Origin of the sequence: Paenibacillus sp. JMULE4 (assembly GCF_013337105.1) — a bacterium.
Classification (GTDB): Bacteria; Bacillota; Bacilli; order Paenibacillales; family NBRC-103111; genus Paenibacillus_G; species Paenibacillus_G naphthalenovorans.
The window spans coordinates 24,810-50,593 of the sequence record NZ_SGWF01000012.1 but is presented as its reverse complement, the minus strand read 5'-3'; the positions used below and the strand labels follow the sequence as shown (position 1 = coordinate 50,593).

The window sequence follows — 25,784 nt, the reverse complement described above, 5'->3', positions numbered from 1 at the left end:
ATGAGCTTACTATCAAGAAGAACCAGATTTTTTGGGAACGGCATGTTCGGTACCATCGTTCAAACGATGTTTTTCAATGTATTTATATTGGCGGTTACGGTATTAACTACTGTAATCACAGCAAGAATGCTGGGGGTTGAAGGAAGAGGAGTGTTAGCGGCGGCGTTATTTTGGCCGGGTTTCTTATCCAGTTTAATTAATCTCGGACTGCCCAATTCACTAATCTACCATACGAAAAAGGGCGGCAAAGATAATATACAAACTTATCTGTTATACTCCGTATTTATTCAATTCCCGGCAAGTGTTGTTGTAGGCGGGATCGCCTGGTGGCAGTTGCCGGCTTGGATGGCGAAATATCCGCCTGTCATTATTGAATTATCACAATCTTTAATTGTATTTCATATTTTTTATTGTTGGCAACCAATCTTTTATTGGCGGTTTTTCAGAGTCTCGACAAGTTCAAAATATACAATCTGATTCGGTTTTCCGTTCCTACGTTTAATATTATAGGACTTGTTTTGTTGTGGCAGTTAGGTAAACTTACGGTTTACTCTGCGATTCTCAATAACTTCCTGGTTAGTTTCCTAGTGACTGTATGGGCGATTTACCTAATGATTCGCGAGATCAAAGATAAATGGGAATGGGAATGGAACAACTCGCTGCTTGTTCCTTTTACACGTTATGGTCTTAGGGTCTTTATCCTGGAACTGTTGGGAGTACTCTCAGGGCAGCTGGACAAAATCATTATTATTACTCTGCTTACCCCCCGCGAATTCGGCCTGTATTCTGTTGCTTTTACGTTATCCCGAGTATTTAACGTACTGCAAACCGCGGTCAGCAATGTCATATTTCCGAAAGTGACAGGACTGGATCAATCCGATATTGTTACCAAAGTGAGCAGGGGCTTCCGGATCTCAATGATCATCATGGGCATGATTATCATTCCTTTTATTTTATTGGGGCCCTTTCTGATTCAGCTGTTTCTCGGAAAAGATTTTATCAGTTCCAGCTTCATATTTTATCTATTATCCTGGGAGTGTGTGATCGGAGGAGGATCATGGATATTGGCACAGGCTTTTAATGCACTTGGCAGACCAGGATTAATAGTTATAAGACAAGCCATTGCTTTAATCGTAACGGTAGGCTTGTTTTTTATTCTGGCTCCGATCTGGGGCTTGATTGGAATAAGTATCGCTTTGTTAACCGGAGCGATGATTCGGCTGGCCATAACGTTGGTTTCGTTTCCCATCGTTTTGAAAATTCCCCTTAAACAAGTAATATACAACAAAGATGATTATCGATACTTGAAAAGTGTACTTAATTTAAAGAGGAGGGGACTTGTATGAATGCCATACACCCTATGCAGGAGATCAAGGAAAAACTCAAACAAATTTTAAAGGTAGTCCCTCCAAAAACAGAAATTTGTTATATTGATTACCCCGTTTATAATAACGTTGGCGATCTGCTGATCATGAAAGGAACAGAGGCGTTTTTTAGGGATAACCAATATAAGGTGAAAGCAAGGTTAAGTTGTATTAATTTTAAAAAAGGGATGTATATTCCCAAGGAGTGGACAATCGTACTTCAAGGCGGAGGCAATCTTGGAGACATGTATTTACAGCATCAGTCTTTAAGGGAATATATTATCGACAATTATCCGGAGCACCGTATTGTCATCCTGCCCCAAACGATTTATTTCAAAAGCGAAAATGAATTCAATAAAACAGCAGTCATATTCAATAGGCATAAGGATTTGCATGTTTTTGTAAGAGACGCAAACAACTATGAAATGGCAAAGAAAAAGTTTCATAAGTGTTTCGTGTATTTATGTCCTGATATGGCCCATCACTTGTGGCCAATGAAACCAACCGGCAAGGCGGAAAAGGAAGAGCTTCATTTTCTTAGAACCGATATTGAAATCAATCATTCGTATCAAAAGGATGTCAGTTCTACACATGACCAAAAGGATTGGTCAACATTATTGACGCCACTCGATAGAAAAATAACAAGAATGTTTATGAAGTTGCATAAATTGGATCGTGCTGTTGGCAATATACTTCCCGTACAACCGTTTTGGTATAAATACGCTGATTATCTGGTGAGTAAATCGGTCAAGTTTTTTAGTACGTACCATAAAGTGAGAACTTCCAGGCTTCATGGACATATATTAGCATGTCTTTTGGATAAGGAAAATATATTGTTAGATAATTCTTATGGTAAGAATTCGAACTATTATCTAACTTGGACCTATAAATATCCATCGGCGAAATTACATGGAGAAATAAATATGCAGCAGCAAGAGTCCGTTGCTCCATGACTCATGACATAACGAAGACATTGTTCGACATAGAAAAGGAAGCAGCTTTTTTGTGCAAGCCCAGTTTTTATTCATATTGTTTAAAATCAGAGGAGTGGATTCTATGAAACTTGTATTATTATCCGGAGGTTCAGGCAAACGCCTTTGGCCATTATCCAACGATTCCAGATCGAAGCAATTCCTTAAAGTGCTGAAAAATTCAAACCAGGAATTGGAATCCATGGTGCAAAGGGTTTGGGGGCAGATATCCGCCGCCGGACTTTCGAACCAGTCGTACATCATAACCGGTCTGGGACAAGTAGAAATGATTTACAGCCAACTGGGCCACGAGGTGAATGTCGTATGTGAACCGAACCGCCGCGATACTTTTCCCGCAATCGCCTTAATGTCCACCTATCTTTATTCTATTGTTGGTGTAAGTTTGCAGGAGGTCATTACGGTTTTGCCTGTCGATCCTTACGTAGAAGGTCACTTTTTCCACAAAGTAAAGGAGTTGGAATCGATCGTCCATGATTCAGGCGCGGATATAGCACTTATGGGCGTAAAGCCTACGTATCCTTCCGAAAAGTATGGGTATATCGTTCCGGATAAATCGCAAAATGAAGTCTTGACACCATACAGGACTGTTGATCATTTTAGAGAAAAACCTCACGAAGACCAAGCCAAACTTTTGATTGAACAAGGTGCGCTTTGGAATTGTGGGGTTTTTGCATTTAGATTAGATTATGTGATCAACATGCTGATACAGAGAGGGCTGCCGATTCAATATGAAGAGCTGGTGAAGCATTATGATGCTCTTCCGAAACTAAGCTTTGATTATGAAGTAGTGGAGAAGGCTAAACACATTGTTGTGGCGCCGTATGACGGTTTCTGGAAGGATCTTGGAACCTGGAATACATTAACGGAAGAGATTGAAACACAGCAAATAGGAAGCGGGATAATCAGTGCGGATTCAAAGAACACACATCTGATTAATGAGTTGGAAATACCGGTAACGATCATAGGTTGTTCCAATTTGGTTGTCGCTGTTAGTCCGGACGGCATATTGGTTTCAGATAAATCGGCTAGCGCCAAAATAAAAGAAATTATGAAGGATATTGAGCAAAGACCTATGTTCGAAGAAAGGCGTTGGGGTTGGTATAGAGTATTAGATTACACGAAAAAAGACGGTAAAGAAGTGTTAACCAAACGGATCGGAGTACATGCGGGGAAAAACTTGAGCTACCAGCTCCATCTGAAGCGAAGTGAAGCATGGACGATCATATCGGGTGAAGGCGAACTTGTGCTTAATGATAAATTGATTCATGTAGCCGCGGGAGATGTAATTCAAATCCCGGTACGGGCAAGACACAGTATAAGGGCCATTACGGATCTGGAAATCATTGAAGTACAGTACGGCAACGAGCTGGTAGAAGAGGACATTGTCCGGTTATATATGAATTGGGCAGATATTGAAAGACAGTGTGTGAAAATGAGCTAATTTCCGCAGCTTATGAAGCCGTCCAGTCAGCGAATTCAATGAAAAGGATGCGTAACGTTTGAGAATGAAAAGACGCAGAAGGAGCGTGTCCTTCTGGAACCATTGGATTCCGCTCCTCTGTTGGATGACGGTAATTTTCCTGATGTCGGCCCAGCCCCATGAAAAGCAGGATCTGAAACCATGGCTTCAAAATAGTAAGGCAGAACAAGTCGTGAAAGAGCGTTTTTCAGGAGTACAGCTGAACTATGGCGGGAAAGAGATCAGTGTGCATAAAAATGGGGCTGCCGCGTTTATGGAGTTTTTCATTCGAAAGCTGGCTCATATCATGGAATATATGGTCTTAGGTTTTCTTGTATTCCGATTGTCGGCAAGAATAATACACAGGAAGGCGAAAGTACACATGGTTCTTTCCCTTCTTTTTTGCGGGATATACGCGGGTTTGGATGAGATGCATCAGATCTATACGGCCGGCAGGACGCCGATGATATCGGATGTTATCCTGGATACTTGCGGGGCTGCCCTTGGAATCATGACTTATTATTTATGCAAACAAATGATAGAAAGAAGTGGTGATACGGTTTGAGTGGAATTCTAAAACGACCGTCGCGTTGGTTTAAATGGAGTTTGCTGATCTTATTGGCAATCGCCCTTGGTTTCATGATTTACATTAGCTACATGTACTGGATGATTCGTTCAACAACGATTGAAGATATAGTGCAGCGTCAGCATGTGCAAGAGGACAATGGTAAATTGAAGGAACCGGAAAGCACATCTCCTATATTGGGGAATACGCTGGAAAAAGCCAATGAATTCGCCAATAAACCGATCAGCAAGCAGGATGCGATGGATGCAGCGGCGATTCTGTTAAATTCGGGCTTGTCCATGCGGGATATTTATTTTTGCTTGGCCAGGCTACCGATAAGCTGAACAATGAGGAAAAACAACATATACGGGATTTACTGCTTCAAAAACTCAGTCAACAGGAAATAGATGCCTTGAAAGCCATCACCGGCAAATATGGTAAAAACCTCATTATTTTGGACCCCAACTATCCTATTGAATTAGTGGGCGTTTATGATGAGGAAGAGCGCAAGAAGATTAAAAAGGAGCTTGAAGCACGGAAGAAACAGCAGAGCAGTACGGAAGAGCCGCCGACCCAATCCACCTCTGCTCCCCCTGAGGCTGCTCCTTCCGCTCCTTCTGCAAACCAGCGGGATCCTAAATCAGGAATTACGGCAGAAATCGAGAACAAATATAGAGCAGAGCTGGAGAAGCTCAAGAATACATGCCAGGCTGAAGCTAACGGGATCGTAAATGAAATTTCGGCAGCTATGGGTGATCAGGAGCAATTGGATAATGATGCACTTCAAACAATCAAGGACAAATATTTCAAAAAAATAGCTGATGCGGAGAAACGGTGCAGCGGGCAAGTCGATCGTATTATTCAGAACGCAAAACAAGAACTGCGCGATGCCGGTTTAAACGATACCGGACCGAACGCGTGGAAGCAGGAGTATGAATCGCTCAAAAGCCAAGCACAATCCAAGGCGCTAAGTCGATTGCAAAACAGTTGACTAAAATCAATGGATACTAATTTATCTAATTTAAAGGTGATATTATGATTGGAAAGCGTATACAAAAACTGAGGCAGAAAAAGCGTTTGTCACTCTCGGAACTTGCGAGCCGGGCTGGAGTGGCCAAATCTTATTTGAGCTCCATTGAAAGAAATATTCAACATAATCCTTCCATCGAGTTTTTACACAAAATTGCTGTAGTTCTTAGTGTAGATATTCATAACCTTATTAGAGAAGAAGGACAGTGTGAGGTCGAATATCTGGAGAAGGAATGGGTTCAATTGGTAAGGGAGGTACGGGCCTCCGGCTTAAGTATTGACGAGGTCAGGAGCTGTTTGAGCCAATATAACAGTCATGCTTAGGCGGTCTAGTTGGTATAAGGGGCTTTATAAAAAGTGCAAAGTGACTTCGCTTCGGACAAGAAAACGAGCATTGACTCCAGTCTGCCCCATCCCCTTGGAGATATAATAGGTTCCGTATGGCCCTCGATGCAGCCCCTTATAAATTCCCATAGCAGGCAGCTTTCCCATTGGTCGAAGCCGATAAAAGAAAGGGATATTCAATTGCTTGCCGTGGAGATGCCCCGCCATAAGATAATCAAACCGCTCCCTCATCTCGAGCACAATATTAGGGTCATGGGTAATCACAATGCGCGGGCGGCCGGTGTTTGTTCCATGAAAGGATTCGCCGATACGACTTTTGCCGCTGTCGTAGTCGTCGATCCCGATGAGTTCAAACCCGGGGAGCCGAACCGATTCATTACGCAGAAGATGGATTCCGCTTTGCTGAAGCAGCTTGATGAGCTTGCTCACTTTCCGCTGTTGATAATCGTGATTTCCGAGCACGCCAAAGGCAGGGATGCCGCTTGCTTGGAACACGTTCAGATAACGCTTCAATAAAGGAAGGTACGCTTCCAGCTTTGTATAATCTCCCGTAAGGAACAGATAGTCCGGCCGCTCCTGTTGTATGACCCTTCTTAATTGCTCGGGACGAATCCGAAGCCGTTCTATATGCATATCGCTGATTTGTAATATTTTTATGTTTAATCCCAGCGAGTGGCTGACTTTCTCCACCTTCAACCATTGAGTCGGAAAAATAAACAGAAGATAACAAGCGGCAATGGCAAGGATGATCCCCCATAAAATCGACAAACGTCTCGTTTCTCCCTTCATGCACCATTTAGTATCATATTACTATAATTCCAACGGATTAGATACATAATGTTTCGGCTTTATGAAGAAATGCCAGCCTATGATAGTCAAAATGGTTTAATTTATAAATCTTTTTTTTTCTACCGACATCCTTCGAGTTACTTTTTAGTATAAAGCTGGTAAGGTTACCTCTGTAAACCTATATCGGAGGTATGCGGAATTGAACTTTTTCAAATGGTCCATCGTAGTGCTGTTGTTCGTGGCAAATATCGCGGTTATCGTGTTTGGGAAAAATCATTTTGAGAATCAAGCTTCTGCGGCTGGCGGCTACGTGCAGGCCGACACAGCCAGTGTTCAACAGACGGTTTATGAAGATTCTATTAATCGGGTGGTCAAATAATGAATAATAAAATTGAAATTGACGTTCAGAAAATACTGGTATCCTTAAATTTGGGTACAAGGTTGCCTTATCTGGTAAGTGGAGATTATATAAATCATCTGATAGAATCCGATCTGAAAACCCCGCCGTCGCAGACTCTTAGTAAATCTCGCCGCTTTATAGATGAAATACAGACTTGACGGTTGTGAACAAAAACAAAAGTGCACTCATCCGGTGCACTCTTTTAACAATTCGGATTTTAGAAAAAGGATAAACCTCATTGCATTTTCATTGGACAAGATCTCCCCTTCATGGGTGAAAGAAAATCGTTCCAATATTTCATTTTCCGGGAGATGCAAGCAATTCACTAATTCCTGTACATCCTGATCAATTAGGTCCTTTACATCATGTTTCATTAGGTTCTTCATGTTCCAACCCCTTCCCATTAGTCCCACATCATTCCAACGGAAGCCGGTTTTCGGCAACTGGCTGGCATGTTGAAGCGAATAGCTCAAGGTAGCCCCTATAGCTTTGCGTCACCATTTTTCAATGGTTTTGCCAATTATCTCGTTTTATGGTGGTTGTGAACCTATCATATACGAATTTACATTTTGGGACAATATGAATTTGTTATATCTTGGTTAAATTTGAATAAAAATTTAAGTCTTTTGTACCCATTATATGATCTCCAAAGCGTACGGTCTGCGATGAAATCCTATGATTCGTTATAGATTAAGATAAGAGCCCCCCTTCTTTGATACTAAATGTTTCTTTTTATATGCTATTTTAGTGAAAATCTACCATTAAACTATTGATAAAATCGACTAAATTGGCTAAAATGATGTTACAAATTGTATCTAAACCGGGAAGGTAGATGTATCATGCCGCCAAGAATTGTGAAAAAAGTACCAAGGGAAAGAAAGATGACGATAGTCGAGTCCCCAGAGAAGATTACTTTTCCGGTCTTACAGAAACCTGACAAAGACCTCAGCCCTTTCTTTGAAGGAACGGAGAATGGAATGGACTTTGTATGCGGTTCATGTAATCATGTATTGATTAAGAATGTTAGAATTGTATCTCTTCCTATTTTAGCCGTATACCGATGCCCCCAATGTGAACAATTAAATACCCTTTAGCCCTTATTGCCATAAACCAGCGGGAAATACTCTATTTCTTCGTACATCGGATTCTGGTGCAAATGGCTCCGGTACAAGACCACTTTTTGTACCTGCCATGCATGCAGGGAGGCATCGGGATTTGCGGACTCGGCTATCCATGGATCCGGCGGGAATTTGGTTTTTCCATTATATCTTCGTGCCAGAGTGATATGAGGGCTGTAAGGGCGCTTTTCACGCTCAAATTCCGCCTGGAGCGCTGCGTGCTCGACTCCGGCCTGCAGAGCGGACAGACGCTGCAGATCGCCTCCAACTCCTGCCCAGAGGATGCCGGGGGAAGCGGGACGGCCGAAAGTCCCCCATCCTTTTAGACGCAGGTCAAAAGCAGGGAAAGACGAGGTAAGTGCGGTTAAGCTTTGCACGATTTGACGGCGGGCTGTCGCTGAGGCCGCTCCCAAAAATTTCAATGTGATATGCAGATCTTGGGGATGGACCCACTTTTGAAAAGCATACGGTTTCTTCATGACGTCCATGTTCTCTTTCAGGACGGTTCGTATTTCGTCAGGAATAGGGATGGCGACAAACCAACGCGGTTCGATCATAGGGGATACACCTCTTTTTTTGTCGTTTGTTACTATTTTATAACCTTATGCTTTGCAAAGTAGGGCAATCTGATGAATCCTGTAAACAAATACTTGATGAAGCGTGACGAACTTTGCTATCATAGCGTATATCCTATGAAAAAGCGAAGGTGTGAAATCAGTGACTAAGCGCGCATACAATTTCAATGCGGGACCCGCGGCGCTGCCTTTGGAAGTGCTTCAGAAGGCGCAGGAAGAACTAGTGGAATACCAGGGAATCGGTATGTCCATTATGGAAATTTCCCACCGCAGCTCTCAGTACGAACAGTTAAATGCGGAAACACAAAGCCTGCTTAAGGAATTGTTTGCGATCCCGGACGGCTACAAGGTTTTGTTTATGCAGGGCGGGGCAAGCACGCAGTTTGCTGCGATTCCGATGAATTTCTTGAAAGCCGGCCAAGTGGGCGGCTATGTTCATACCGGGTCTTGGGCGGATAAAGCGCTCAAGGAAGCGAAGCTGTTCGGTGAAACGAAGATCGTGGCCAGCTCGGAAGCCGACAAGTTTACCCGTATTCCGGATGTAAGTCAATTGGCACTGGATCCCGGCACGGCTTACCTGCACATTACTTCGAATGAAACGATCGAGGGCGCCCAGTATCAGCAGTATCCGGATACCGGCAGCGTTCCGCTCATCGGCGATATGTCGAGCGACATTCTTTGCCGTCCTGTCGATGTTTCCAAATTCGCCATGATTTATGCAGGGGCGCAAAAAAATCTGGGGCCATCGGGCGTGACGGTCGTCATTTTGCGGGAAGACATGCTTCAGGATACGCCTAAAAATATCCCGACGATGCTGCGATATGAAACACATGTGAAGAATAATTCCTTATACAATACTCCGCCGGTATACTCGGTATACATGGTGAATCTGGTGCTGAAGTGGATCAGGGACAACGGCGGATTGACCGCGATGGAAAAACGCAATCGTGAGAAGACGAGCCTCATCTACAAAGCGATTGACGAAAGCGGCGGTTTCTACCGCGGCGTAGTAGATCCTGGCAGCCGCTCTATCATGAACATCACCTTCCGTCTGAAAGACGATGAGCTGGAGAAGCAGTTTATTAAAGAGTCGGAGCAGCACGGCTTCGTTGGACTCAAGGGACACCGCAGCGTTGGCGGACTGCGTGCATCGACATACAATGCCGTTCCTTATGAGGCCTGCAAGGCGCTGGCAGAATTTATGGTTGATTTTCAACAACGCAACGGATAAGAACATTTGCTTAAAAATGCCGGAGAAAGAGCTTCCCGGCATTTTTTATCATCACTTCCGATACTAATTGTATCTAGACTCTTAAAGGCAATAAGCTGCCTTAATATAAATATTTATTGAAAATTCACAATAAATGGTGGAAAAAAAAGCGAGAATATGATACATTTTGTATCATGTAGATACATAGATAAGCTTTGGATGGAGGAGGATTTGATATTTTGGGGTATAAAAGCCGCTTATGGAAACGTACTTTTTTGATGTCTGCCCTAGTGAGTATGGTTGCAACTGCCGAGGTTAGTGCCAATGTAGCTTTTAGTGATTTGAATGAATCCTATGCAGCAGCAGAAATTTCGCGTTTGGCAGAGGCGGGATTCCTCAACGGTTATGAAGACGGAACATTCCGGCCAGCCCAAGCTGTAACCCGTGCCGATCTCGCCAAAATTCTCGTTCTATCCTTAAAGCTTGCCGAAGATCCGGAGGCGGCGTCAGAGTTTGAAGATGTTCCGGAGGATGCCTGGTATAGAGGTTACGTAGGAGCATTGGCGAAATCAGGAATTACGAGAGGGACCTCACAAGCAGCGTTCTCTCCGAATGAACCCGTGACCAGAGAACAAATAGCCGGTTTTTTTATACGTGCGTTTGGTCTGGAAGACAAAGCCGGCAAGCTGGCTCTTGAGGTGCCCTTTACGGATATAGATCAGGTATCGGATTGGGCAAAACCTTATGTTGCTTTGGCTTATCATATAGGCTTCATTCAGGGGATCGCTAATGCGGACGGGACTCTGAGATTTGCTCCGGGCGAACATACGCAAAGACAAGCGCTGGCCCGATTGGCTTTCGAGTTTAATTTTAACCGCGATTCCTTCATAGAGGCTGCCAACCGCATCGCGAAGGAGCCTTCCGGTCCTGCCGGATCGGGTACGGGAGCGCCGAAGACACCACCTGGTTCAAGTGCAGGCGGAGGTACAGGCTCAACCACCGCGCCTGGAAGCATTGCTGTTCAACAATTGACCGCAATCGATCAAACCACGGTGGAAGTTACATTCAACCTTGCCGTCAGTACAGTAAGCAGCAGCGATTTTGCCTTTGATAACGGGCTGACTGTACAGAACGCTTCGCTGAAAGAGGGAAGCGGGGGCAAGGTCATCGTACTCACGACGTCCACCCAGACGCGAGGGACTGTTTATACATTAAGTTATAAGGGTCGGGATTCCGGTGTAACCGTAACCGGAGCGCTGCCGGTCCGGGAGATTCAAGCGGCGGTAGATGCCATTGAGGCTCTGCCTTCCGTGGATCAGCTCACCTTGAGTCATAAACAGGCGGTAACAGAGGCTCGGGAAAAAGTAGAAGCGGCCAAATCCAAAGGCGCTGACGATACGGATTTCGCCAATTTGAACCTTTTGCAAGAGGCCGAAGCCAAAATAACTGATCTGGAGTCGTCGGGTTCCCAGCCTGAAAGCGGGCAGTGGATTCAGTCCGCATTTGCAAATATCGGCGGACAGCGTATTGCTGCCGAGATTGGAGAAGACAACGCGATTTCGTTTACGTTACCAGGCTCGATTGCAGATTCGGATCGTTTTACCGGTTTTTCCATTCAGGCTTCCCCTGATGTCCAGTCGATCTCCGTTACCGCCATGGGAATGACGAAGAGCATTGCATTTGATCAAGGTACCGTCCATATTGATGTAAGCCAAATATTGGGAGGTGCCGATCCGCAGGGCGACGGCGTATCGGTCAGCACGCTAAGGTCGCTTGCGGGAGGAACGGCGTTGAGTATTCCGGCCACCGTCACCCTTCAATCCGGCGGGACAAAACAACTGACACTTGTATTTAACCCATAGTGTTTTGTAATGAAAGCTTTTATAAAAATCTAAATCAAGAAAATGGAGGAATGCCGCTTGTATTCCATGAATATCAAAACGGTTCGTTATCATCTGTCCGTCCTCTTAATCGTTGCTTTGTTAATTTCGCTGTTCAGTGTAAGCACCGCAAATTCCGCAGAGACGGAAGCTCCCGACTCGGCAGCCAGAACGGCCGCGGAGAATTCGTATCCTTTCTCCGATATTGCCGATTCCTATGCCGCACAAGAAATCCGATCCTTAGTGCAGGACGGGATCCTCTCGGGCTACGAAGACGGCACCTTCAAACCCCGTGAAACAATGACACGGGCACATCTTGCCAAAGTCCTGGTTCTTGCTTTGGGACTGGAAGAAGACGGGGCGTCCGCCGATGTGTTTGCCGATGTTCCCGCAAATTCATGGTTCAAAGGATATGTAGGAGCACTTCTCAATACAAACATTACGAACGGTACATCCCAGACTACGTTTTCACCAGATAGCTCTGTGACCAGAGAGCAATTGGCCGTATTTTTTATCCGCGCATTCAATCTGGAAGCACTGGCGGTGAAGCTGCCTTTTGATGCTTCTCTTTCCGATGTCGGTCAGATTTCGGATTGGGCGAGGCCGCATGTTTCTTTGGCATTCAAAATCGGCTTCCTGAAGGGGATCGATAACGGGGACGGAACACTGCGGTTTAGCCCGCTGGATGCCGCCGACAGGCAAGCTCTGGCGAGATTGGCTTATGAATTTAAATTAAATCAGGCGTTGTATAAGAGTAAAGTCCAGCAGTTGGAAGCGGCGATAGCATTGGCGGCGGCAGTGAAAGCGGCCAATGAGGCCATCGCGGCATTACCCGATGCTTCAGAATTAACGATCGATGATAAAGCGGCCGTGGAAGAGGCCAGGGCTAAAGTTGAGGCGGCGCGGAAGTTGGGTGCAACGGACAAGGACTTTCCAAATCTGAGTAAGCTGGCGGATGCCGAGCAAAAAATTGAAGAACTGGGCAGGCCAAGAGGAGGAGGCATCATTGGCGGTGGCGGCGGCGGTGGTGGCGGTGGAATTATTAGAGATACCGAACCGCCGGTCATTATTTCGGGATCTGTCAAGATCGGTGAAGCGTCCGTCCCTCTCGTCATCGGAACGAATAATGAGGTCACATTCAATGTGGATCACGCTTTGAACGATACGGATATGATAACCGATTTTACGATTGTTGCTTCATCGGACACAGACAAATTAATCGTTACGTCATCCGGTGTGAGCAGAACGGTAACGTTCCAGAACGGGACTGCTCATGTGAGCGTAGCCGAACTGCTTGGCCCTGATTTTGACCGGCAGGGTGACGGTGTTTCCGTCGGCACCTTGAGAAGGCATCTTTTCGAAGGAAACCTCGAATTGACAGGAGAGTTGACCGATAAGACAGGCAATAAATCCACAGTCAAGTTGAAAATCGTCAAACCTGCGAGTGCACCGGTTCCGGAAATCACCTCTGCATCCGCCGTTATTGGGGGCAAAGCGTTTTCGATTCACACAAATGTGCCCAATTACATTGCCTTCATTATAGACGATGCTTTGCAGGATACAGACATGTTCACCAGCCTGACGGTCGCAGCTTCCAGTGGCGCCGACGCTCTAACGTTTTCCGAAAGCGGGCAATCCAGAACAATTTCCTTTGCCAGCGGAACCCAACAAACGGTGAAGGTAGCAACATTGCTCGGCCCCGCATTGGATCCGCAGGGCGATGGCGTATCTGTCAAAAAGCTAAGAGAGCTGCTTCAAAATGGAAACATTACGGTGCGCGGGGTATTGAGCGATACGAATGGAAAACAATCTCCCGTCATTTTAACCATCATCAAGGGGAATAATGACTCGGTGCCTACGTTAATAGGCGCTGCCGCTGTCATCGATGGGAATGCCGAACCGGCAGTCATCACATCCGGGAATACCATTACATTCACATTGAGCAAATCCCTGGATGATTCCCAGATGCTGGAGAGTCTGCTGATCCATGCTTCAAGCAATGCCGACACGCTTGCGATAACAGAAGCCGGAATTACCAAAAGGATTCACTTTTCAAACGGTACAGCTCAGGCGACAATAAAAGAGCTGCTCGGCACCGCCTTTGATCCTCAAGGCGATGGTGTTTCCGTCGGGAAATTAAGAAGTGCGCTGGAGAGCGGAAACATCACCGTTTCGGGAACCCTGACGAATTACACGGGGGTTGCCAATAATGTGACGATCAATGTCATTGTGGAATAGGTGACCCGGATCAGAATAAAGAAAAGAGCACCGGCCGATAAGGGCGGTGCTCTTTTTTGCTTTTAGGCCAAAGATTCTTTGGCAGCAGGCTCTATCAATTTGTATCCGACGTTGCGAATGGTTACAATATATTCGGGGTTGCGCGCTTGATTTTCGATTTTGTCGCGCAGATGGCTGATGTGGACATCGACGATGCGCGTATCCCCCAGGAAATGATAATCCCAAACGCCGTGAAGCAGCTGCTGCCGGCTGAGTACTTTGCCGCGGTGCTTGCAAAGGAACAGGAGCAGGTCGAATTCTTTGGGCGTGAGTTCAATGAATTCGTCTCTTACTTTCACCTCGCGCTGCTCCGGAAGGATCTCGATTTCTCCGATGGTGACCGGGGTATCTTCCCCTGCGGACGGGAGCAATTGGGAGCGGCGCAATATGGCCTGGATACGCGAGATCAGCTCCTGCGGGCTGAAGGGCTTGGTCATGTAGTCATCCGCACCGTTGTCGAGTCCTGCAATTTTGTCGGAAAGATCATGCATGGCGGTGAGCATAATAATAGGAACCAGGTTATTTTGGGAGCGAAGCCGGCGGCAGACCTGGAAGCCGTCCACCTTGGGCAGCATCAGATCAAGAACAATAAGGTCCGGTCGATATTCCTTGATTGTACTGAATACGGATTCTCCATCATAGACACAGTGAACATCATAGCCAACCAATTTAAGGTTGAATTCAATGAGCATCGAAATCGAAGGTTCGTCGTCAACGACAAGAATTTTTTTCTTCAACATTCGAGAGTCTCCTTTTTATGTGCACTTGATATTTGTATTATGGCATCACTGGATCATCCTTGTATTAAGAAAGCGTAAAATGTATGTTAAAATTGACAAAGATTTAGTAGTCTAGTGGTTGACGTTGAAAGAGGAGTGGACTCAAGACAAATGGCATTTCATATCGTATTGGTTGAACCCGAAATACCCGCAAACACCGGCAATATCGCCAGAACCTGCGCTGCTACGGGAACCTGGCTTCATCTGGTCAGGCCGCTGGGATTTAATACGGATGACAGAACGTTAAAACGTGCGGGTCTGGATTACTGGCACGCGGTGAATATCGAATATCATGATTCATTCCAGGAAGTGAAGGATAAGTACAAAGATTCACGCTTTTTCTTTGCAACGACCAAAGCGGACAAGCTGTATACGGAGTTTTCATTTCAGGATGGAGACTTTTTGGTATTCGGCAAAGAGACGAAGGGGCTGCCCGCCAAGATTTTGGAGCAGCATCCAACGGCACTGATGCGGATGCCTATGACAGAAGCGGTTCGTTCGCTGAATTTATCCAATTCTGCGGCCATCATATTATATGAGGGACTGAGGCAAACCGGCTTTCAAGGGTTGAAATGAACAAGACGGAAGGAATTCCCTCATAGGCGTCGAACTGTATAAAGTAAAATAGCAGACAGTTATCGATAAGCGAGGTGACTAGATCATGAAACCGGCAGGTGTTGTTAGAAAAGTCGACCAATTGGGGAGGATCGTGCTGCCGAAGTCTTTGCGTAAACGGTATCAAATGAATGAGGGAGATCCTGTAGAGATTTTGGTTAGCGGAGATCATATCATTCTGGAGAGATACCGTCCGCGCTGCGTCTTTTGCGGATCAATGGAACTGGTGAGCGAATTCAGAGAACGGCATATTTGTGCGGAGTGTCTTGGTGAAATGCAATTATTGAAACAAAATAAAGAATAGAAGAGAGCATCACGTCTCCCGATAATGATCGGGGCGCGATGCTTTTTTCTTTCGGGTCCATTTACGCAGTTCTTTTTTATTATTGGTTAATTTTTGAATCGCTACCATGCGTTCGATTAAGCCTTCATCATTGGGATAGGAATGCAGACAGCTGCGGATAAACTGGGCAGCCTCCTCAAATTGCTCCAGCTTACAGCAGTAATCCGCGGCCCATATGGCCAGTTTTTCCCAGTCCTGTGCAAACTTCTCCTTTAAGGAGAGAGAAAAAGCGTCAAAGCAGCCCGGCAGAATATGCTGGGTGGCGCGCGGCAGAATCAGCTTGCACATGGCATATTTCAGCATGGAATCCTTCTCCTCCAGGCTCCGGTTCATTTCCTCCATGACATCTGCCAAATCGCATTCAACGGCGCATTTGAAATAAATCGAATCCCGGTCAATGGCCAGACATGGCGGCTCTTCAGGGCGGGCTTCAAACAGCTTCGCAAAATGATTCAGATACACCCTGAGATTGCCAAGCGCTTTTTTGGCGGTCATCTCCGGAAAAAGCATATCGCACAGTTCTTCCCTTGTTGCGGTTTTGCGAAATGCCAGGTAGATCAGGATATTTTTGGCATATCGGGTGTTCCAGCCTTCCCGGATCACCCGGCCGTTCATTTGGACTTCAAAGCCGCCCATGCATTGAATGGATACCTTATTCCGGGCGACAAGCCGGTTATATCCCTCCAGCATAAGCTGCTGCAGGAACCTGTCAGTAAAAACATAAGTATCCGTTCTAATGCTTTTCGGCCTCTGAATAAACTTCATGATCCACTCCACGGTAACCGCCGGCTGATCGAAAAAAACCATATTCGATGAGTCCGGTACAATAAGGAACTTGGAATGATGAAGAAATGAATTATAAAGGCTGGTGAAAGAAGGCGGGAACAGAGGATCCGATTCGCCGGATAATACTAATGCAGGCTTATGAATCCGGCGCAAATGCTCGAGCTTGAATTGACAGGCGATTTCTATATGATTCATATACATTTTAACGGGCAGCCGGGCATAGGATTGAATGATCCGTTTTGCTATCGAGTGGTCTTTATGCTTTACGGTTAAACGCTGAACCATGAATTCTCCCAACTTATCCAATGTTCGAGCTTTTGCCAGCTCTTCCCGCAATTCCTTTTCACTGGCCAACGGAGGCAGCGGCAAAAAAGCCTGAGGCGAGATCAATATCAGACTTTCGATAAGCGTTTCATACCTATCGGCAAAATGAACAGCGATGTTTGCCCCGAATGTGTGACCGACGATCACAAGGTTGTGAAGACCTAAGGCTTGAACCAACGATAATAAATCATCGCAGAGCAATTCTATAGTTGCGGCCTTGCCGCCGTCTTCACTTTGTCCATGGCCTCTCAAATCATAAAGCAGTATGGAGTACTGCTGCCTTAAGATCGGTATAAGATAGTGAAAATAGCTGCTGTCGAGCCCCGTCCCATGAATAAATACAATGGTTGTTGAAGACGTAGATGCAGATTCATAATATTCATAATAAGATTGAATATCGCCGGTTTGTATATAATTCATGCGATGAAAGTCCTCCGACATTCCAAGAAGCAGACTTTAAGAACTGGGACCCGTAATATGATTATAGTAAACTTTCATGTAAAAATAAAAGAATAGTTAATAATCGATAACGAATAACTGGATTTTGTAACTATTTTGTAACGCTAGATTTGGTAAGCTAAACAAGAGGAGGAAATATATCCTATATTTCTTCCAATTTATGAAGAGAGGTCATCATTCGGGATAATTGTTAATAGAAACGGAGTGTTGAAAAGGTGTCGGAATCCAAAAAAATCATCAACATCGATGTTGCTAAAATATTAGATCAATTGGGGATCAGCTCCCAATTTATGCTGAACAATCAATCGAAGCAACCGGAATGGGCTTGGACTCAGGCACAAACTTTAAAAAAAGTTGAATTTACCAAAGTGCTAAAGTCTGTCAATCATGATCAAACCGGTAATATGAATCCATTGTAGTTTTGACCGCATGAGGGATGTAGTTTAGTAACTAATAGTATGATACAATATGTATCTACAGTCAACTGAAAAAGCGATGGGCATCTGCATCCCGTAAAAAGGATTAAAAAGTAAAAAAATAGCACCAACCCGTGTGGCAACAGGTCGATACTACTTTTTCGATCATAGTCCTTTGGTTTTATCATCATTATAGGCTGCTGTAAGTATCGCGGTGATGAACATCAATAAGATTAGAATCATAATCCAGAACGTGGCTGACATCGCTATTGCACCTCCCATTGCATATTATACCCAACGGTACAAGAAAAGAAAACTTATAAATATGTGAACATCTTTCCTGAAAATCATTTGCATGAAGAAGGAATGGAGATCATGATCGATATACATACGCATATTTTGCCAGGAATCGACGATGGCGCGCAGGATGAGCAGGAAGCCATCCTGATGGCGCGTGCTGCTGTCCAAGAAGGAATCAAGGCCGTCATAGCGACTCCTCACCATGCCAACGGAAGATATGATAATCCCGGGCATGAGATCCAAAAACGCACTCAGGCCCTCAACCTGGCGCTTAGCGAGCACCGGATCGCTTTGGAGGTGCTGCCCGGGCAAGAGGTTCGGATTCACCAAGGCTTACTAGAAGATCTTGAACAAGGAAAAATCATCACATTATCCGGGTCAAAATATCTTTTGTTAGAGCTTCCATCAGGCATGGTCCCCTCCTACACGGAGGAGATGATTCATGAATTGATAGTCCTGGGCATTACCCCCATTATCGCTCATCCGGAGCGGAATGCGGAATTGGCGTCGTCTCCGTCCGTGCTGATGCGGTTATTGGAACGGGGAGCTTTGACCCAGCTGACCTCACATGCCGTCGATGGACGATTCGGGCGCAAGCTGCAAAAGTTGTGCCTGGAATGGTGCAGGCAGGGGATGGTCCATATGATTTCATCCGATGCACATAATATAAACGACAGGCCCTTCGGACTCAAAAACGCCTACGCCGCGATATCTGCTCACTTGAACGAAACTTTGGCGGAGGAGCTCAAAGACAACACTGAACGTTTGATCAGCCGTTTGGAGATCCGTACTTTACAGCCGGTATTGCTGAACAGGAAATGGTGGAAGCTATGGTAAAAGGTCATTTGAAAAATAAAAAGTGGGTGGGCAGCTTTCTGAGCCGTCCATTGTCCGAAGGCCTGTTAATGACCTGACCTTCATAAATCAGGCTGGAAGAACCTCCGCCGTCCAGATTGTAAGCATCCTTCACTCCCAAAGAAAGTAGCTTGTCCTGCAGCTCGGGCAGCGTAGCCCCCGAATTCCCTTTCTCATCGTAGCCGTCGGTAACCAGGAACAGCAATTGATCATTCTTAAAATTGCCGACAACCGTCCGCGGCGCACGGGCGGGAGAAGTGAGCCATTGCTGCGGAATGGCCTGTTTATTCCCGTTTTGAAGAAGGATTGGGACAAAGGTCGCCCCGAAGTTTGGATTGAGCTTGTCCAAATCCGCCTGTCTCGTGAATTTGCCCCCGATCAGCTTGCGGTCCTTGCTTAGCCCGATAAATGCCAGGTCTGCAAAGGTTGGCTCGAACCCGTAGACATATTTGCCGTTGTACATCGTCGTGCTGAGCGGATAGCGCCTGCCGCTGCGGCTGTCGTCGGCAAACCCGCCGGCATTGACCCCGGCTGTAGCTCCATAGCGGCTTGCGGCCTCAAGCGTTGTCTCGCTGCCGCCGACCTTATCCTGCCCCAGCACCATTTGCATCGCTTTATCCGATTTTAAATCCACTTTAAGCGCATAGGCTTTATAGTTCCGTTCGTTAAAGGAGTACAGCTTTATATCCGCATTGGGGCCTGATGTGGATCGAATCGCATGGCCTCCCAGCTTGAGCCCGATCCTGGCGTCAAAAATGATCCTGGGTCGCTGGGCAGCGAGCTCGGCCGTGCGGGACATACCGGCTGCTTCGGCCGTGCTCTTGGAATAGAGCTCGTAATGCTTCTCGATCGTCGACCGGGTCAAAGCGGCGGCCTCGATCGCTTGGTCCAGTTGGCTTACGGCCGTCTGCACGCTATCCGGCATCGTCCATCCGTTGGCGGCAATGTGTTCCTGCTCAGGAAGCGCAACGGACATGGGGGAGAACAGCAGGAATATCATGATTCCGGTAAAAGGCGCGCAAACCAGCAGCATCAACCGGTTTATTTGCCGTATCGTGTCCATCATGGCGAATCACCTTCCTTGCTACTTCAACGCGTCAAGCTGTTTCTTCAGCTCATCGAGTTTCTGCCGTACATCGGCTAATTGGGTGTAGAGCTGATTGCTGTTGTCGGTCCTGCTGCTTGCACTGTCCTTGGTAAAAGCGAGCAGTTCGTTTACGGAATCGATTTTCGACTGGAGCTTGGCCATATCCGCGGCCAGGCTTTCCTTCAATCCGGCGATTTCCTGCTGGTATTGGCTTTGGATGGCTGCAAGCTGATCACGGGTCTGCTTGGCAATCTCATCTGTCATTTGCACCTTCAGATGGTCGGTATACAGCTTAGCGCCCCAAGCGCCCAAGCCCACCAGTAGCGCCCAGGTCAAAAACAGTACGGCATAGGCTTTCTTCTTCGTGTTTACTCTGCCGGAGCGTTCAACCTTTTGAGACGGCTGCGGTTCGAGGGGTGTATTCATGGTTGGTTCACCTTCCTATATTCATTCGGGGACATGCCAACCGCTTTCTTGAATACTTTGCTGAAATATTTCTCGTCGTCGTACCCGACCATCGCGGCTACCTGAGCAATGCGCAGGTGGGGATTCAACAACAGCATCTTGGCTTTGTCGATGCGGATGCCGCTTATATAATCGGAAATGTTGACGTGAAATTCCTGCTTAAACTTGCGGGAGATATATTCCCGGCTCAAGTAAAAATGGTTGGCGATTTCCTGAAGCGTAATATCCTGATGATAATGATGCTGAATATACCTGGCAATGTCAAAAATAACGTTGCTATCCTGCTGCTGCTGGGTGAGCAGCAGGCGGGACATCTCCGTCAGGCTGCGGATAAGCTGCTGCTCCCACAAATCGATGGAGAAGGCCCCCTGTTCGTCCAGCGGGAGAATGAAAGCATAGCCTTCACTCTGGCCGAAGGAAGGAAGACCCTTCCCGAACATCTCTGTAAGCCAACGGTTCCGGGATACATTGTACTCATGCCACCACAGCTCCAACTGCCCGATCGTAATGGAAGACTGTCCGCGAACCGCAGAAGTCCATTCCAGAACCGCTTTGCGGATCTGCTTTTCGCTGCCGCTTTGTACAGCCAGCTTGAAGGCTTCCGCATAGTCCGTAAAGGAAAGCGGCTTGGGCGGCGCCGGCGGGTTCGGGTCAAACGTATAGATGGCTTTGGTCTTGGTCAGCAGGTTCCGGTTTCTCAGCGCAAGACGCGCTTGCGTGTATGCCGCGGATAAACCGGCCGGGAACGGCCTGCGCAAGCTGATGCCGATATCAAGGGTGCTCCCCAAAACGGACCGGATCCCCTGCTGCAATCGTGCAAGCAACTGCTCCGCGGTGTCCAGCTCCTCATAAAACAAGATCAGAACCTCATTGTCGCTGTTCCAATAGCGGTATGCCACTCCTAGGCGTTTGAGGCCTTCAGCGAGCATTTCATTGCTGATGTTCGTCAAAGAGAAGAAAAGCAATTCCGTATGTTTGCCGAATTTATTTTTCAAAGCGGCGCTGAGCGTATCCACGCTCAAAATCGCCACTTTGCATTCGCGAACGTCCCGGCTTAACCCAAACTCCTCCTGCAGGGCATCCGCCATGCTCTCATACCCCGACGGTTCCGTTATCAGCCCCGACAAGCTTTTCTCCCAGTATACCGGCCGGAGCTGATTCCTTTCGATGTTTCGTTCGGTTTGCCTGGACCGCTCCGCTTCCTCCTCACGGATGCGCGTTACGGCTTTGGCGAGCGCGCCATGAAGCTGCTCGGCATCTATCGGTTTAAGAATGTAGTCGATGCCGCCGTATTTGATGACATGCCGGAGCAGCTCGAAATCGTCATGACCGCTCACGACGATCGTTTTCCCCGCAGGATAGTTCGTTTGAAGCCATTCCATCAGCTCCATGCCGTTTTTGAGCGGCATCATCATATCCGTAAATATAATTTCGGGTTTATGCTCTTCAATTTGTTGGATAGCCTCCACGCCGTCCTGAGCCTCCAGCACGGCGGTAATACCGAAGTTATTCCAGGGCACGAGAAGCTTTATGGCATCGCGCACGTGCTTCTCATCATCTACAATGATGGCTTTCATCCCTTAAGAAGCCTCCTTTGGCAGCGTCGGTATGCGAAGGGTTACCGTAACCCCTGAAGGCTTGTTATGATCGACGATCATTTCCGCTTCATCCTCGTAATAGAGCCTCAAACGGGACATGACATTGATAAGGCCAATGCTTTCTTCTTCCTGCTGATGCCGCGGCCGGGCTTCCAGTCTGCGCCGCAGCTTCTGAAGCGTATCTTCGGTCATGCCTGTTCCTTCATCCTGTACCCGGATTTCCATCCGCCCGTCATCCCCAAGTCGGGCGGCTATCGTCAAGGTTTCCGAAACCGACCGCTGATCGAAGCCGTGTTTAAAGTAATTTTCCACAAGTGGCTGCAAAATCATTTTGGGCACCGGAATATGCATGATGCTTTCATCCGCCTCATAGTTCACCGTCAGTTTGTGTTCAAAACGCTGCATTTGCAGCTCCAGATAAGCTTTCACATGAGAGAGCTCGCTTGCAAACGGGACCACCGTATCGCTATTCATGCTGTAGCGCATCAGCTTGGCCAGCGAGGAGATCAGCGAATACACCTGAGGAGCGTTGTGCTGCAAAGCCAGCGTTCCGATCGATTGCAGTGAATTATACAAAAAGTGCGGATTGATTTGCGCCTGCAGCGCCTTGAGCTGATTCGTTTTGTTGGCGATTTCGAGCTGATATTCCCGCATAATCAAATTGTTGATTCTTTCCATCATGCTGCGGAAGCGGCCGGCCAGAATAGCAAACTCGTCATTACCTTTGACGTCGATATCGGCGTGCATGTTGCCGGTTTGAATTTTTCCGATTGTTCCGATCAGCCGCTTGATAGGGGTAGTGAACCGGATCGAAATCACCAAGGTGGCGCCAATGACGACGATCATGAATGCAATCAGAATCATCATATTGATTTCCGTTATTTGTCTGGCATTGCTGTTCAGCAGCTCGTTTGGAATCCGTTTGACAAGAATCCAATCATGATAAGGCGAATCCATGCGTTCATAAATGTGAATGCCTTTAAACTCGTCGCTGTTCCACTCGAAGTTTCCGCTCGGCTGATCCAGCTGCTGCAGATGCTTCACCCAGCCGTCCTCAAGCGTTTGGCCCAGCAGCATGGGATCAGGGCCGTAAATGACCGTACCCCCGGAATCGAGAATGAACAACTGCTCTTTTCCTTGTTCGTACAGCTGTTCAGCAATCGACCGGATCATATTCAGATTCACATCGATCGACAGCGTTCCGAATTCCTTCATTGTAACGGCGTTCGTAATAGAGCGGTGCAGGGTAAACACGGGAACGGAGGGCAGCGGATTGAACCCGCTGGATTTGTACGTATGGCTCAGATGCGTCGGCTCCAGGACGGTGTCGGATTTGCCGACTTGAGGCACATATTTCGGCCCGGTCCCTTCGTTGCGGAATATATTCCCTTGTGAGAACAAAAAAGATTTATTGGAATTGGACAAATATAAATAGGCTTGCTGGATTTCCTTTACCGACATGACGATGGCCTGCATCCCGCGGAAGATTTCCCCCCGGTCCAGGTAATTGACTGCGCCGTTCTCCACCGCACCGTAAAGAGACGTGTCGTTATAAATGGACAAAGAGGCTTGCTGAATGACGTTCAAGTGATTCGTAATATTGGTTTTTCCCTGATAGATTAAGTTGGAATTGGTCTTTATCGTCTCTTCGATCACATTGTGCTTCGTTATAAAATAAGTCATCGCTATTGAGGTGGAGAACGGGATGATGGTCGCGGCAAGCAGGAATACGATCAGCTTGTTCCGGATGCTGTTGCGTATCAAGGCACAGGCTCCTCCCCCCAAAGTGTTTGAGCCCTTATTGTAACAGGAGAGATCAATAAATTCCACCTGTTACGTCACCATAATCCATGTTGTTCCCAAGCGGCAGCTTCTATACTAAGGGTATACTTTACCGGCCATCTGCAAATTTTAATTAAAAACTTCTAAATGAGGAAAAAGGGGGCGTTAAGCCATGAAAAAGAATCAGCGCAGGGCTGATCTGCTTCAGCAGCTCGTGTTTGTAGGACCGGCATTATTGTTCTTTTCGGTCATCATCATCATTCCGTTTCTCATGAGCATCTATTACTCATTTACGGAGTGGAACGGCGTCACTTCGGATGTGAAGTGGGCCGGATTTGATAACTTTACTCATATTTTGTTGACGGATAAAGACTTTCACCGGTCATTCTGGTTTACAACCCGGTTTACGATAACGAACGTCATCCTGGCCAACGTTCTCGGTTTCCTGCTGGCTCTTCTGCTGTCACAGGCATTAAAGACCAGAAATGTGCTTCGCACCATCTTTTTTATGCCTAACGTCATCGGGGGCCTGCTGCTTGGCTTTATTTGGCAGTTTATTTTCGTTAAAGGCTTTGCCACGATCGGAGAGCTGACCCAGCTTGCCTTCTTCCAGCTGCCTTGGCTTGGCGATGCGCCTACGGCGTTCTGGGGCTTGATCATCGTCAGCGTTTGGCAAACGGCCGGGTATCTGATGGTTATCTATATCGCGGGTCTGTCCAACGTGCCTAGAGAGCTGACGGAAGCGGCTTACATTGACGGGGCCACCCGCTTTCAAACCCTGCGTCACATTACGTTGCCCATGATTATGCCGGCAGTCACGGTATGTTTGTTCCTGACGATTTCCTGGGCATTCAAAATGTATGACTTGAACGTCTCCTTGACGCAAGGAGGACCATTCAACTCGACCCAATCCGTCGCGCTCAACATCTATGAAGAAGCGTTCCGCAATAACCGTTACGGCCTCGGGACGGCCAAAGCCTTAATTTTCTTCGTTGTCGTGGCGCTGATTACGCTGGTTCAAGTGAGCATCACGAAGAAAAGGGAGGTTGAGGTGTAATGCCATCGGTTAAAAATTACAACAGCCGCACATTTCTGCTGGAAGTGCTCGCCATCTTGTTGGGACTGCTGTTTCTGGCGCCGTTCTACTTCGTTATCGTCAATTCCATGAAGACGTTTGGAGATCTGCTGGTCAACTCGGCCAACCTGCCCAAGTCGATCAACTTTGACAACTATATCAGAGCCTGGGAAATCATGAAATTTCCGAAGGTGTTCATGAACTCCTTGTGGATTACGGTCATCAGCAATGTGGGGCTTGTCATCATCAGCTCCATGGCTGCCTACCGGCTCGTCCGCCGACCGTCCAGGTTCAACAATCTGGTTTTCCTTGCGTTCGTCGCCGCGATGGTCATTCCATTCCAGTCGATCATGATTCCGCTGGTAAGAGTGGCAAGCGAACTTAATCTGATGGACAGCCGGACCGGACTCATTATCTGCTATTTCGGATTCGGCGTATCGCTGAATGTGTTTTTGTATCACGGATTTATTAAATCGATTCCGAAGGAAATCGAGGAATCGGCTACCGTGGACGGATGTACTCCTTACGGTGTATTTTGGAAAATTATTTTTCCGCTGCTGAAGCCGATGAGCGTAACAGTTATTCTATTGAACAGCTTGTGGATTTGGAACGATTTCCTGCTTCCGCTGCTGGTGCTGAACAGCCCTGATCTGCGGACGATCCCTCTGGCCACCTTTGCCTTCTTCGGCCAGTATACGAAGCAGTGGGATCTCGCTTTGGCGGCTTTGGTGCTGGGTGTCATTCCTATCATCCTTTTCTTCTTATCCATGCAAAAATACATTATTGAAGGTATTACGGCAGGCTCGGTAAAAGGCTGATCCACGCGCATCGGGCGCATAATGAAAGCGGTTGTTCAAAATGTTCCACCTTTTCGGTCAATATTCTCAGTGGTCGACG

At 46.8% G+C, this 25,784-nt stretch carries 26 protein-coding genes and 1 riboswitch; of the genes, 18 read left to right on the top strand and 8 right to left on the bottom strand.

Features of this window, described 5'->3' with window-relative positions; translation table 11 throughout:
* From EXW96_RS09845 to EXW96_RS09810, 8 genes are all read left to right on the top strand, one after another.
* The gene (locus EXW96_RS09845; protein WP_174350476.1) at positions 1-477 is read left to right on the top strand and encodes a polysaccharide biosynthesis protein; all 477 of its coding nucleotides are present in this window, start codon (positions 1-3) and stop codon (positions 475-477) included.
* Positions 411-1,346 (top strand): oligosaccharide flippase family protein, encoded by a 936-nt coding sequence (locus EXW96_RS09840; RefSeq protein WP_309225059.1) that lies wholly within the window; start codon positions 411-413, stop codon positions 1,344-1,346. The genes EXW96_RS09845 and EXW96_RS09840 overlap by 67 nt, the downstream gene beginning before the upstream one ends.
* Positions 1,343-2,317: a polysaccharide pyruvyl transferase family protein gene (locus tag EXW96_RS09835; protein WP_174350474.1), complete on the top strand. Its 975-nt coding sequence runs from the start codon at positions 1,343-1,345 to the stop codon at positions 2,315-2,317. The genes EXW96_RS09840 and EXW96_RS09835 overlap by 4 nt, the downstream gene beginning before the upstream one ends.
* Before the next feature lie 103 nt (positions 2,318-2,420).
* Complete coding sequence (locus EXW96_RS09830; RefSeq protein WP_174350473.1) at positions 2,421-3,797, top strand: sugar phosphate nucleotidyltransferase; 1,377 nt, start codon at positions 2,421-2,423, stop codon at positions 3,795-3,797.
* Positions 3,798-3,861: 64 nt separating this feature from the next.
* Positions 3,862-4,380, top strand: coding sequence for a VanZ family protein (locus tag EXW96_RS09825; RefSeq protein ID WP_254611343.1), 519 nt, complete (start codon positions 3,862-3,864; stop codon positions 4,378-4,380).
* Entirely contained in the window at positions 4,377-4,724 is a 348-nt protein-coding gene (locus tag EXW96_RS09820; protein ID WP_174350471.1) for a hypothetical protein, read from the top strand. Before EXW96_RS09825 ends, EXW96_RS09820 begins: the two co-directional genes overlap by 4 nt.
* A complete protein-coding gene (locus EXW96_RS09815; RefSeq protein ID WP_174350470.1) occupies positions 4,697-5,371 on the top strand; it encodes a hypothetical protein in 675 nt (224 codons plus the stop codon). Before EXW96_RS09820 ends, EXW96_RS09815 begins: the two co-directional genes overlap by 28 nt.
* Positions 5,372-5,415: 44 nt before the next feature.
* The gene (locus EXW96_RS09810) at positions 5,416-5,733 is read left to right on the top strand and encodes a helix-turn-helix domain-containing protein (RefSeq protein WP_062406790.1); all 318 of its coding nucleotides are present in this window, start codon (positions 5,416-5,418) and stop codon (positions 5,731-5,733) included.
* 24 nt (positions 5,734-5,757) lie between these two features.
* On the opposite strand, the gene EXW96_RS09805 is transcribed toward EXW96_RS09810, so the two are convergent.
* A complete protein-coding gene (locus EXW96_RS09805) occupies positions 5,758-6,522 on the bottom strand; it encodes a metallophosphoesterase (RefSeq protein WP_254611331.1) in 765 nt (254 codons plus the stop codon).
* Between the two features lie 220 nt (positions 6,523-6,742).
* On the opposite strand from EXW96_RS09805, the gene EXW96_RS09800 reads away from it, so the two are divergent.
* Positions 6,743-6,922 (top strand): hypothetical protein, encoded by a 180-nt coding sequence (locus EXW96_RS09800; RefSeq protein WP_174350468.1) that lies wholly within the window; start codon positions 6,743-6,745, stop codon positions 6,920-6,922.
* A gap of 456 nt (positions 6,923-7,378) precedes the next feature.
* Positions 7,379-7,471, bottom strand: a riboswitch (cyclic di-GMP riboswitch).
* A gap of 562 nt (positions 7,472-8,033) precedes the next feature.
* On the opposite strand, the gene thpR is transcribed toward EXW96_RS09800, so the two are convergent.
* A complete protein-coding gene (thpR, locus tag EXW96_RS09795; protein WP_174350467.1) occupies positions 8,034-8,618 on the bottom strand; it encodes an RNA 2',3'-cyclic phosphodiesterase in 585 nt (194 codons plus the stop codon).
* Positions 8,619-8,778: 160 nt separating this feature from the next.
* Between thpR and serC the strand changes: the two genes are divergently transcribed.
* From serC to EXW96_RS09780, 3 genes are all read left to right on the top strand, one after another.
* Complete coding sequence (serC, locus tag EXW96_RS09790) at positions 8,779-9,867, top strand: 3-phosphoserine/phosphohydroxythreonine transaminase (RefSeq protein WP_174350466.1); 1,089 nt, start codon at positions 8,779-8,781, stop codon at positions 9,865-9,867.
* A gap of 218 nt (positions 9,868-10,085) precedes the next feature.
* Entirely contained in the window at positions 10,086-11,708 is a 1,623-nt protein-coding gene (locus tag EXW96_RS09785) for an S-layer homology domain-containing protein (RefSeq protein WP_174350465.1), read from the top strand.
* Between the two features lie 66 nt (positions 11,709-11,774).
* On the top strand, positions 11,775-13,964 hold the full coding sequence (locus EXW96_RS09780) for an S-layer homology domain-containing protein (RefSeq protein WP_254611342.1): 2,190 nt from the start codon (positions 11,775-11,777) through the stop codon (positions 13,962-13,964).
* A 62-nt stretch (positions 13,965-14,026) separates the two neighbouring features.
* On the opposite strand, the gene EXW96_RS09775 is transcribed toward EXW96_RS09780, so the two are convergent.
* Complete coding sequence (locus EXW96_RS09775) at positions 14,027-14,743, bottom strand: response regulator transcription factor (protein WP_302621118.1); 717 nt, start codon at positions 14,741-14,743, stop codon at positions 14,027-14,029.
* A 150-nt stretch (positions 14,744-14,893) separates the two neighbouring features.
* On the opposite strand from EXW96_RS09775, the gene trmL reads away from it, so the two are divergent.
* Both trmL and EXW96_RS09765 read left to right on the top strand, forming a co-directional pair.
* Positions 14,894-15,358: a tRNA (uridine(34)/cytosine(34)/5-carboxymethylaminomethyluridine(34)-2'-O)-methyltransferase TrmL gene (gene trmL / locus EXW96_RS09770; RefSeq protein ID WP_174350463.1), complete on the top strand. Its 465-nt coding sequence runs from the start codon at positions 14,894-14,896 to the stop codon at positions 15,356-15,358.
* A gap of 85 nt (positions 15,359-15,443) precedes the next feature.
* Positions 15,444-15,701: an AbrB/MazE/SpoVT family DNA-binding domain-containing protein gene (locus EXW96_RS09765; protein ID WP_054817108.1), complete on the top strand. Its 258-nt coding sequence runs from the start codon at positions 15,444-15,446 to the stop codon at positions 15,699-15,701.
* Between the two features lie 9 nt (positions 15,702-15,710).
* On the opposite strand, the gene EXW96_RS09760 is transcribed toward EXW96_RS09765, so the two are convergent.
* A complete protein-coding gene (locus tag EXW96_RS09760; RefSeq protein WP_174350462.1) occupies positions 15,711-17,270 on the bottom strand; it encodes an alpha/beta fold hydrolase in 1,560 nt (519 codons plus the stop codon).
* A 254-nt stretch (positions 17,271-17,524) separates the two neighbouring features.
* Here EXW96_RS09760 and EXW96_RS09755 point away from each other — a divergent pair, with 254 nt between their 5' ends.
* Both EXW96_RS09755 and EXW96_RS09750 read left to right on the top strand, forming a co-directional pair.
* A complete protein-coding gene (locus EXW96_RS09755) occupies positions 17,525-17,728 on the top strand; it encodes a hypothetical protein (RefSeq protein WP_062406803.1) in 204 nt (67 codons plus the stop codon).
* A gap of 372 nt (positions 17,729-18,100) precedes the next feature.
* Positions 18,101-18,862, top strand: coding sequence for a tyrosine-protein phosphatase (locus tag EXW96_RS09750; protein ID WP_174350461.1), 762 nt, complete (start codon positions 18,101-18,103; stop codon positions 18,860-18,862).
* 4 nt (positions 18,863-18,866) lie between these two features.
* On the opposite strand, the gene EXW96_RS09745 is transcribed toward EXW96_RS09750, so the two are convergent.
* Genes EXW96_RS09745 through EXW96_RS09730 form a run of 4 tightly spaced genes read right to left on the bottom strand, consistent with a single transcriptional unit; the run spans position 18,867 to position 23,794 of the window.
* Positions 18,867-19,943 carry a phosphodiester glycosidase family protein gene (locus EXW96_RS09745; protein WP_174350592.1) on the bottom strand — a complete coding sequence of 359 codons (1,077 nt, stop codon included), beginning with the start codon at positions 19,941-19,943 and terminating at the stop codon, positions 18,867-18,869.
* A gap of 21 nt (positions 19,944-19,964) precedes the next feature.
* Positions 19,965-20,393 (bottom strand): hypothetical protein, encoded by a 429-nt coding sequence (locus EXW96_RS09740; RefSeq protein WP_054817112.1) that lies wholly within the window; start codon positions 20,391-20,393, stop codon positions 19,965-19,967.
* Complete coding sequence (locus tag EXW96_RS09735; protein ID WP_174350460.1) at positions 20,390-22,009, bottom strand: response regulator; 1,620 nt, start codon at positions 22,007-22,009, stop codon at positions 20,390-20,392. The genes EXW96_RS09740 and EXW96_RS09735 overlap by 4 nt, the downstream gene beginning before the upstream one ends.
* Before the next feature lie 3 nt (positions 22,010-22,012).
* Positions 22,013-23,794, bottom strand: a complete 1,782-nt coding sequence (locus EXW96_RS09730; RefSeq protein WP_174350459.1) for a cache domain-containing sensor histidine kinase — start codon at positions 23,792-23,794, stop codon at positions 22,013-22,015.
* 190 nt (positions 23,795-23,984) lie between these two features.
* Between EXW96_RS09730 and EXW96_RS09725 the strand changes: the two genes are divergently transcribed.
* Positions 23,985-24,869 carry a carbohydrate ABC transporter permease gene (locus tag EXW96_RS09725; RefSeq protein WP_062406810.1) on the top strand — a complete coding sequence of 295 codons (885 nt, stop codon included), beginning with the start codon at positions 23,985-23,987 and terminating at the stop codon, positions 24,867-24,869.
* Positions 24,869-25,705 carry a carbohydrate ABC transporter permease gene (locus EXW96_RS09720; protein WP_054817116.1) on the top strand — a complete coding sequence of 279 codons (837 nt, stop codon included), beginning with the start codon at positions 24,869-24,871 and terminating at the stop codon, positions 25,703-25,705. The genes EXW96_RS09725 and EXW96_RS09720 overlap by 1 nt, the downstream gene beginning before the upstream one ends.
* Positions 25,706-25,784: the final 79 nt, after the last annotated feature.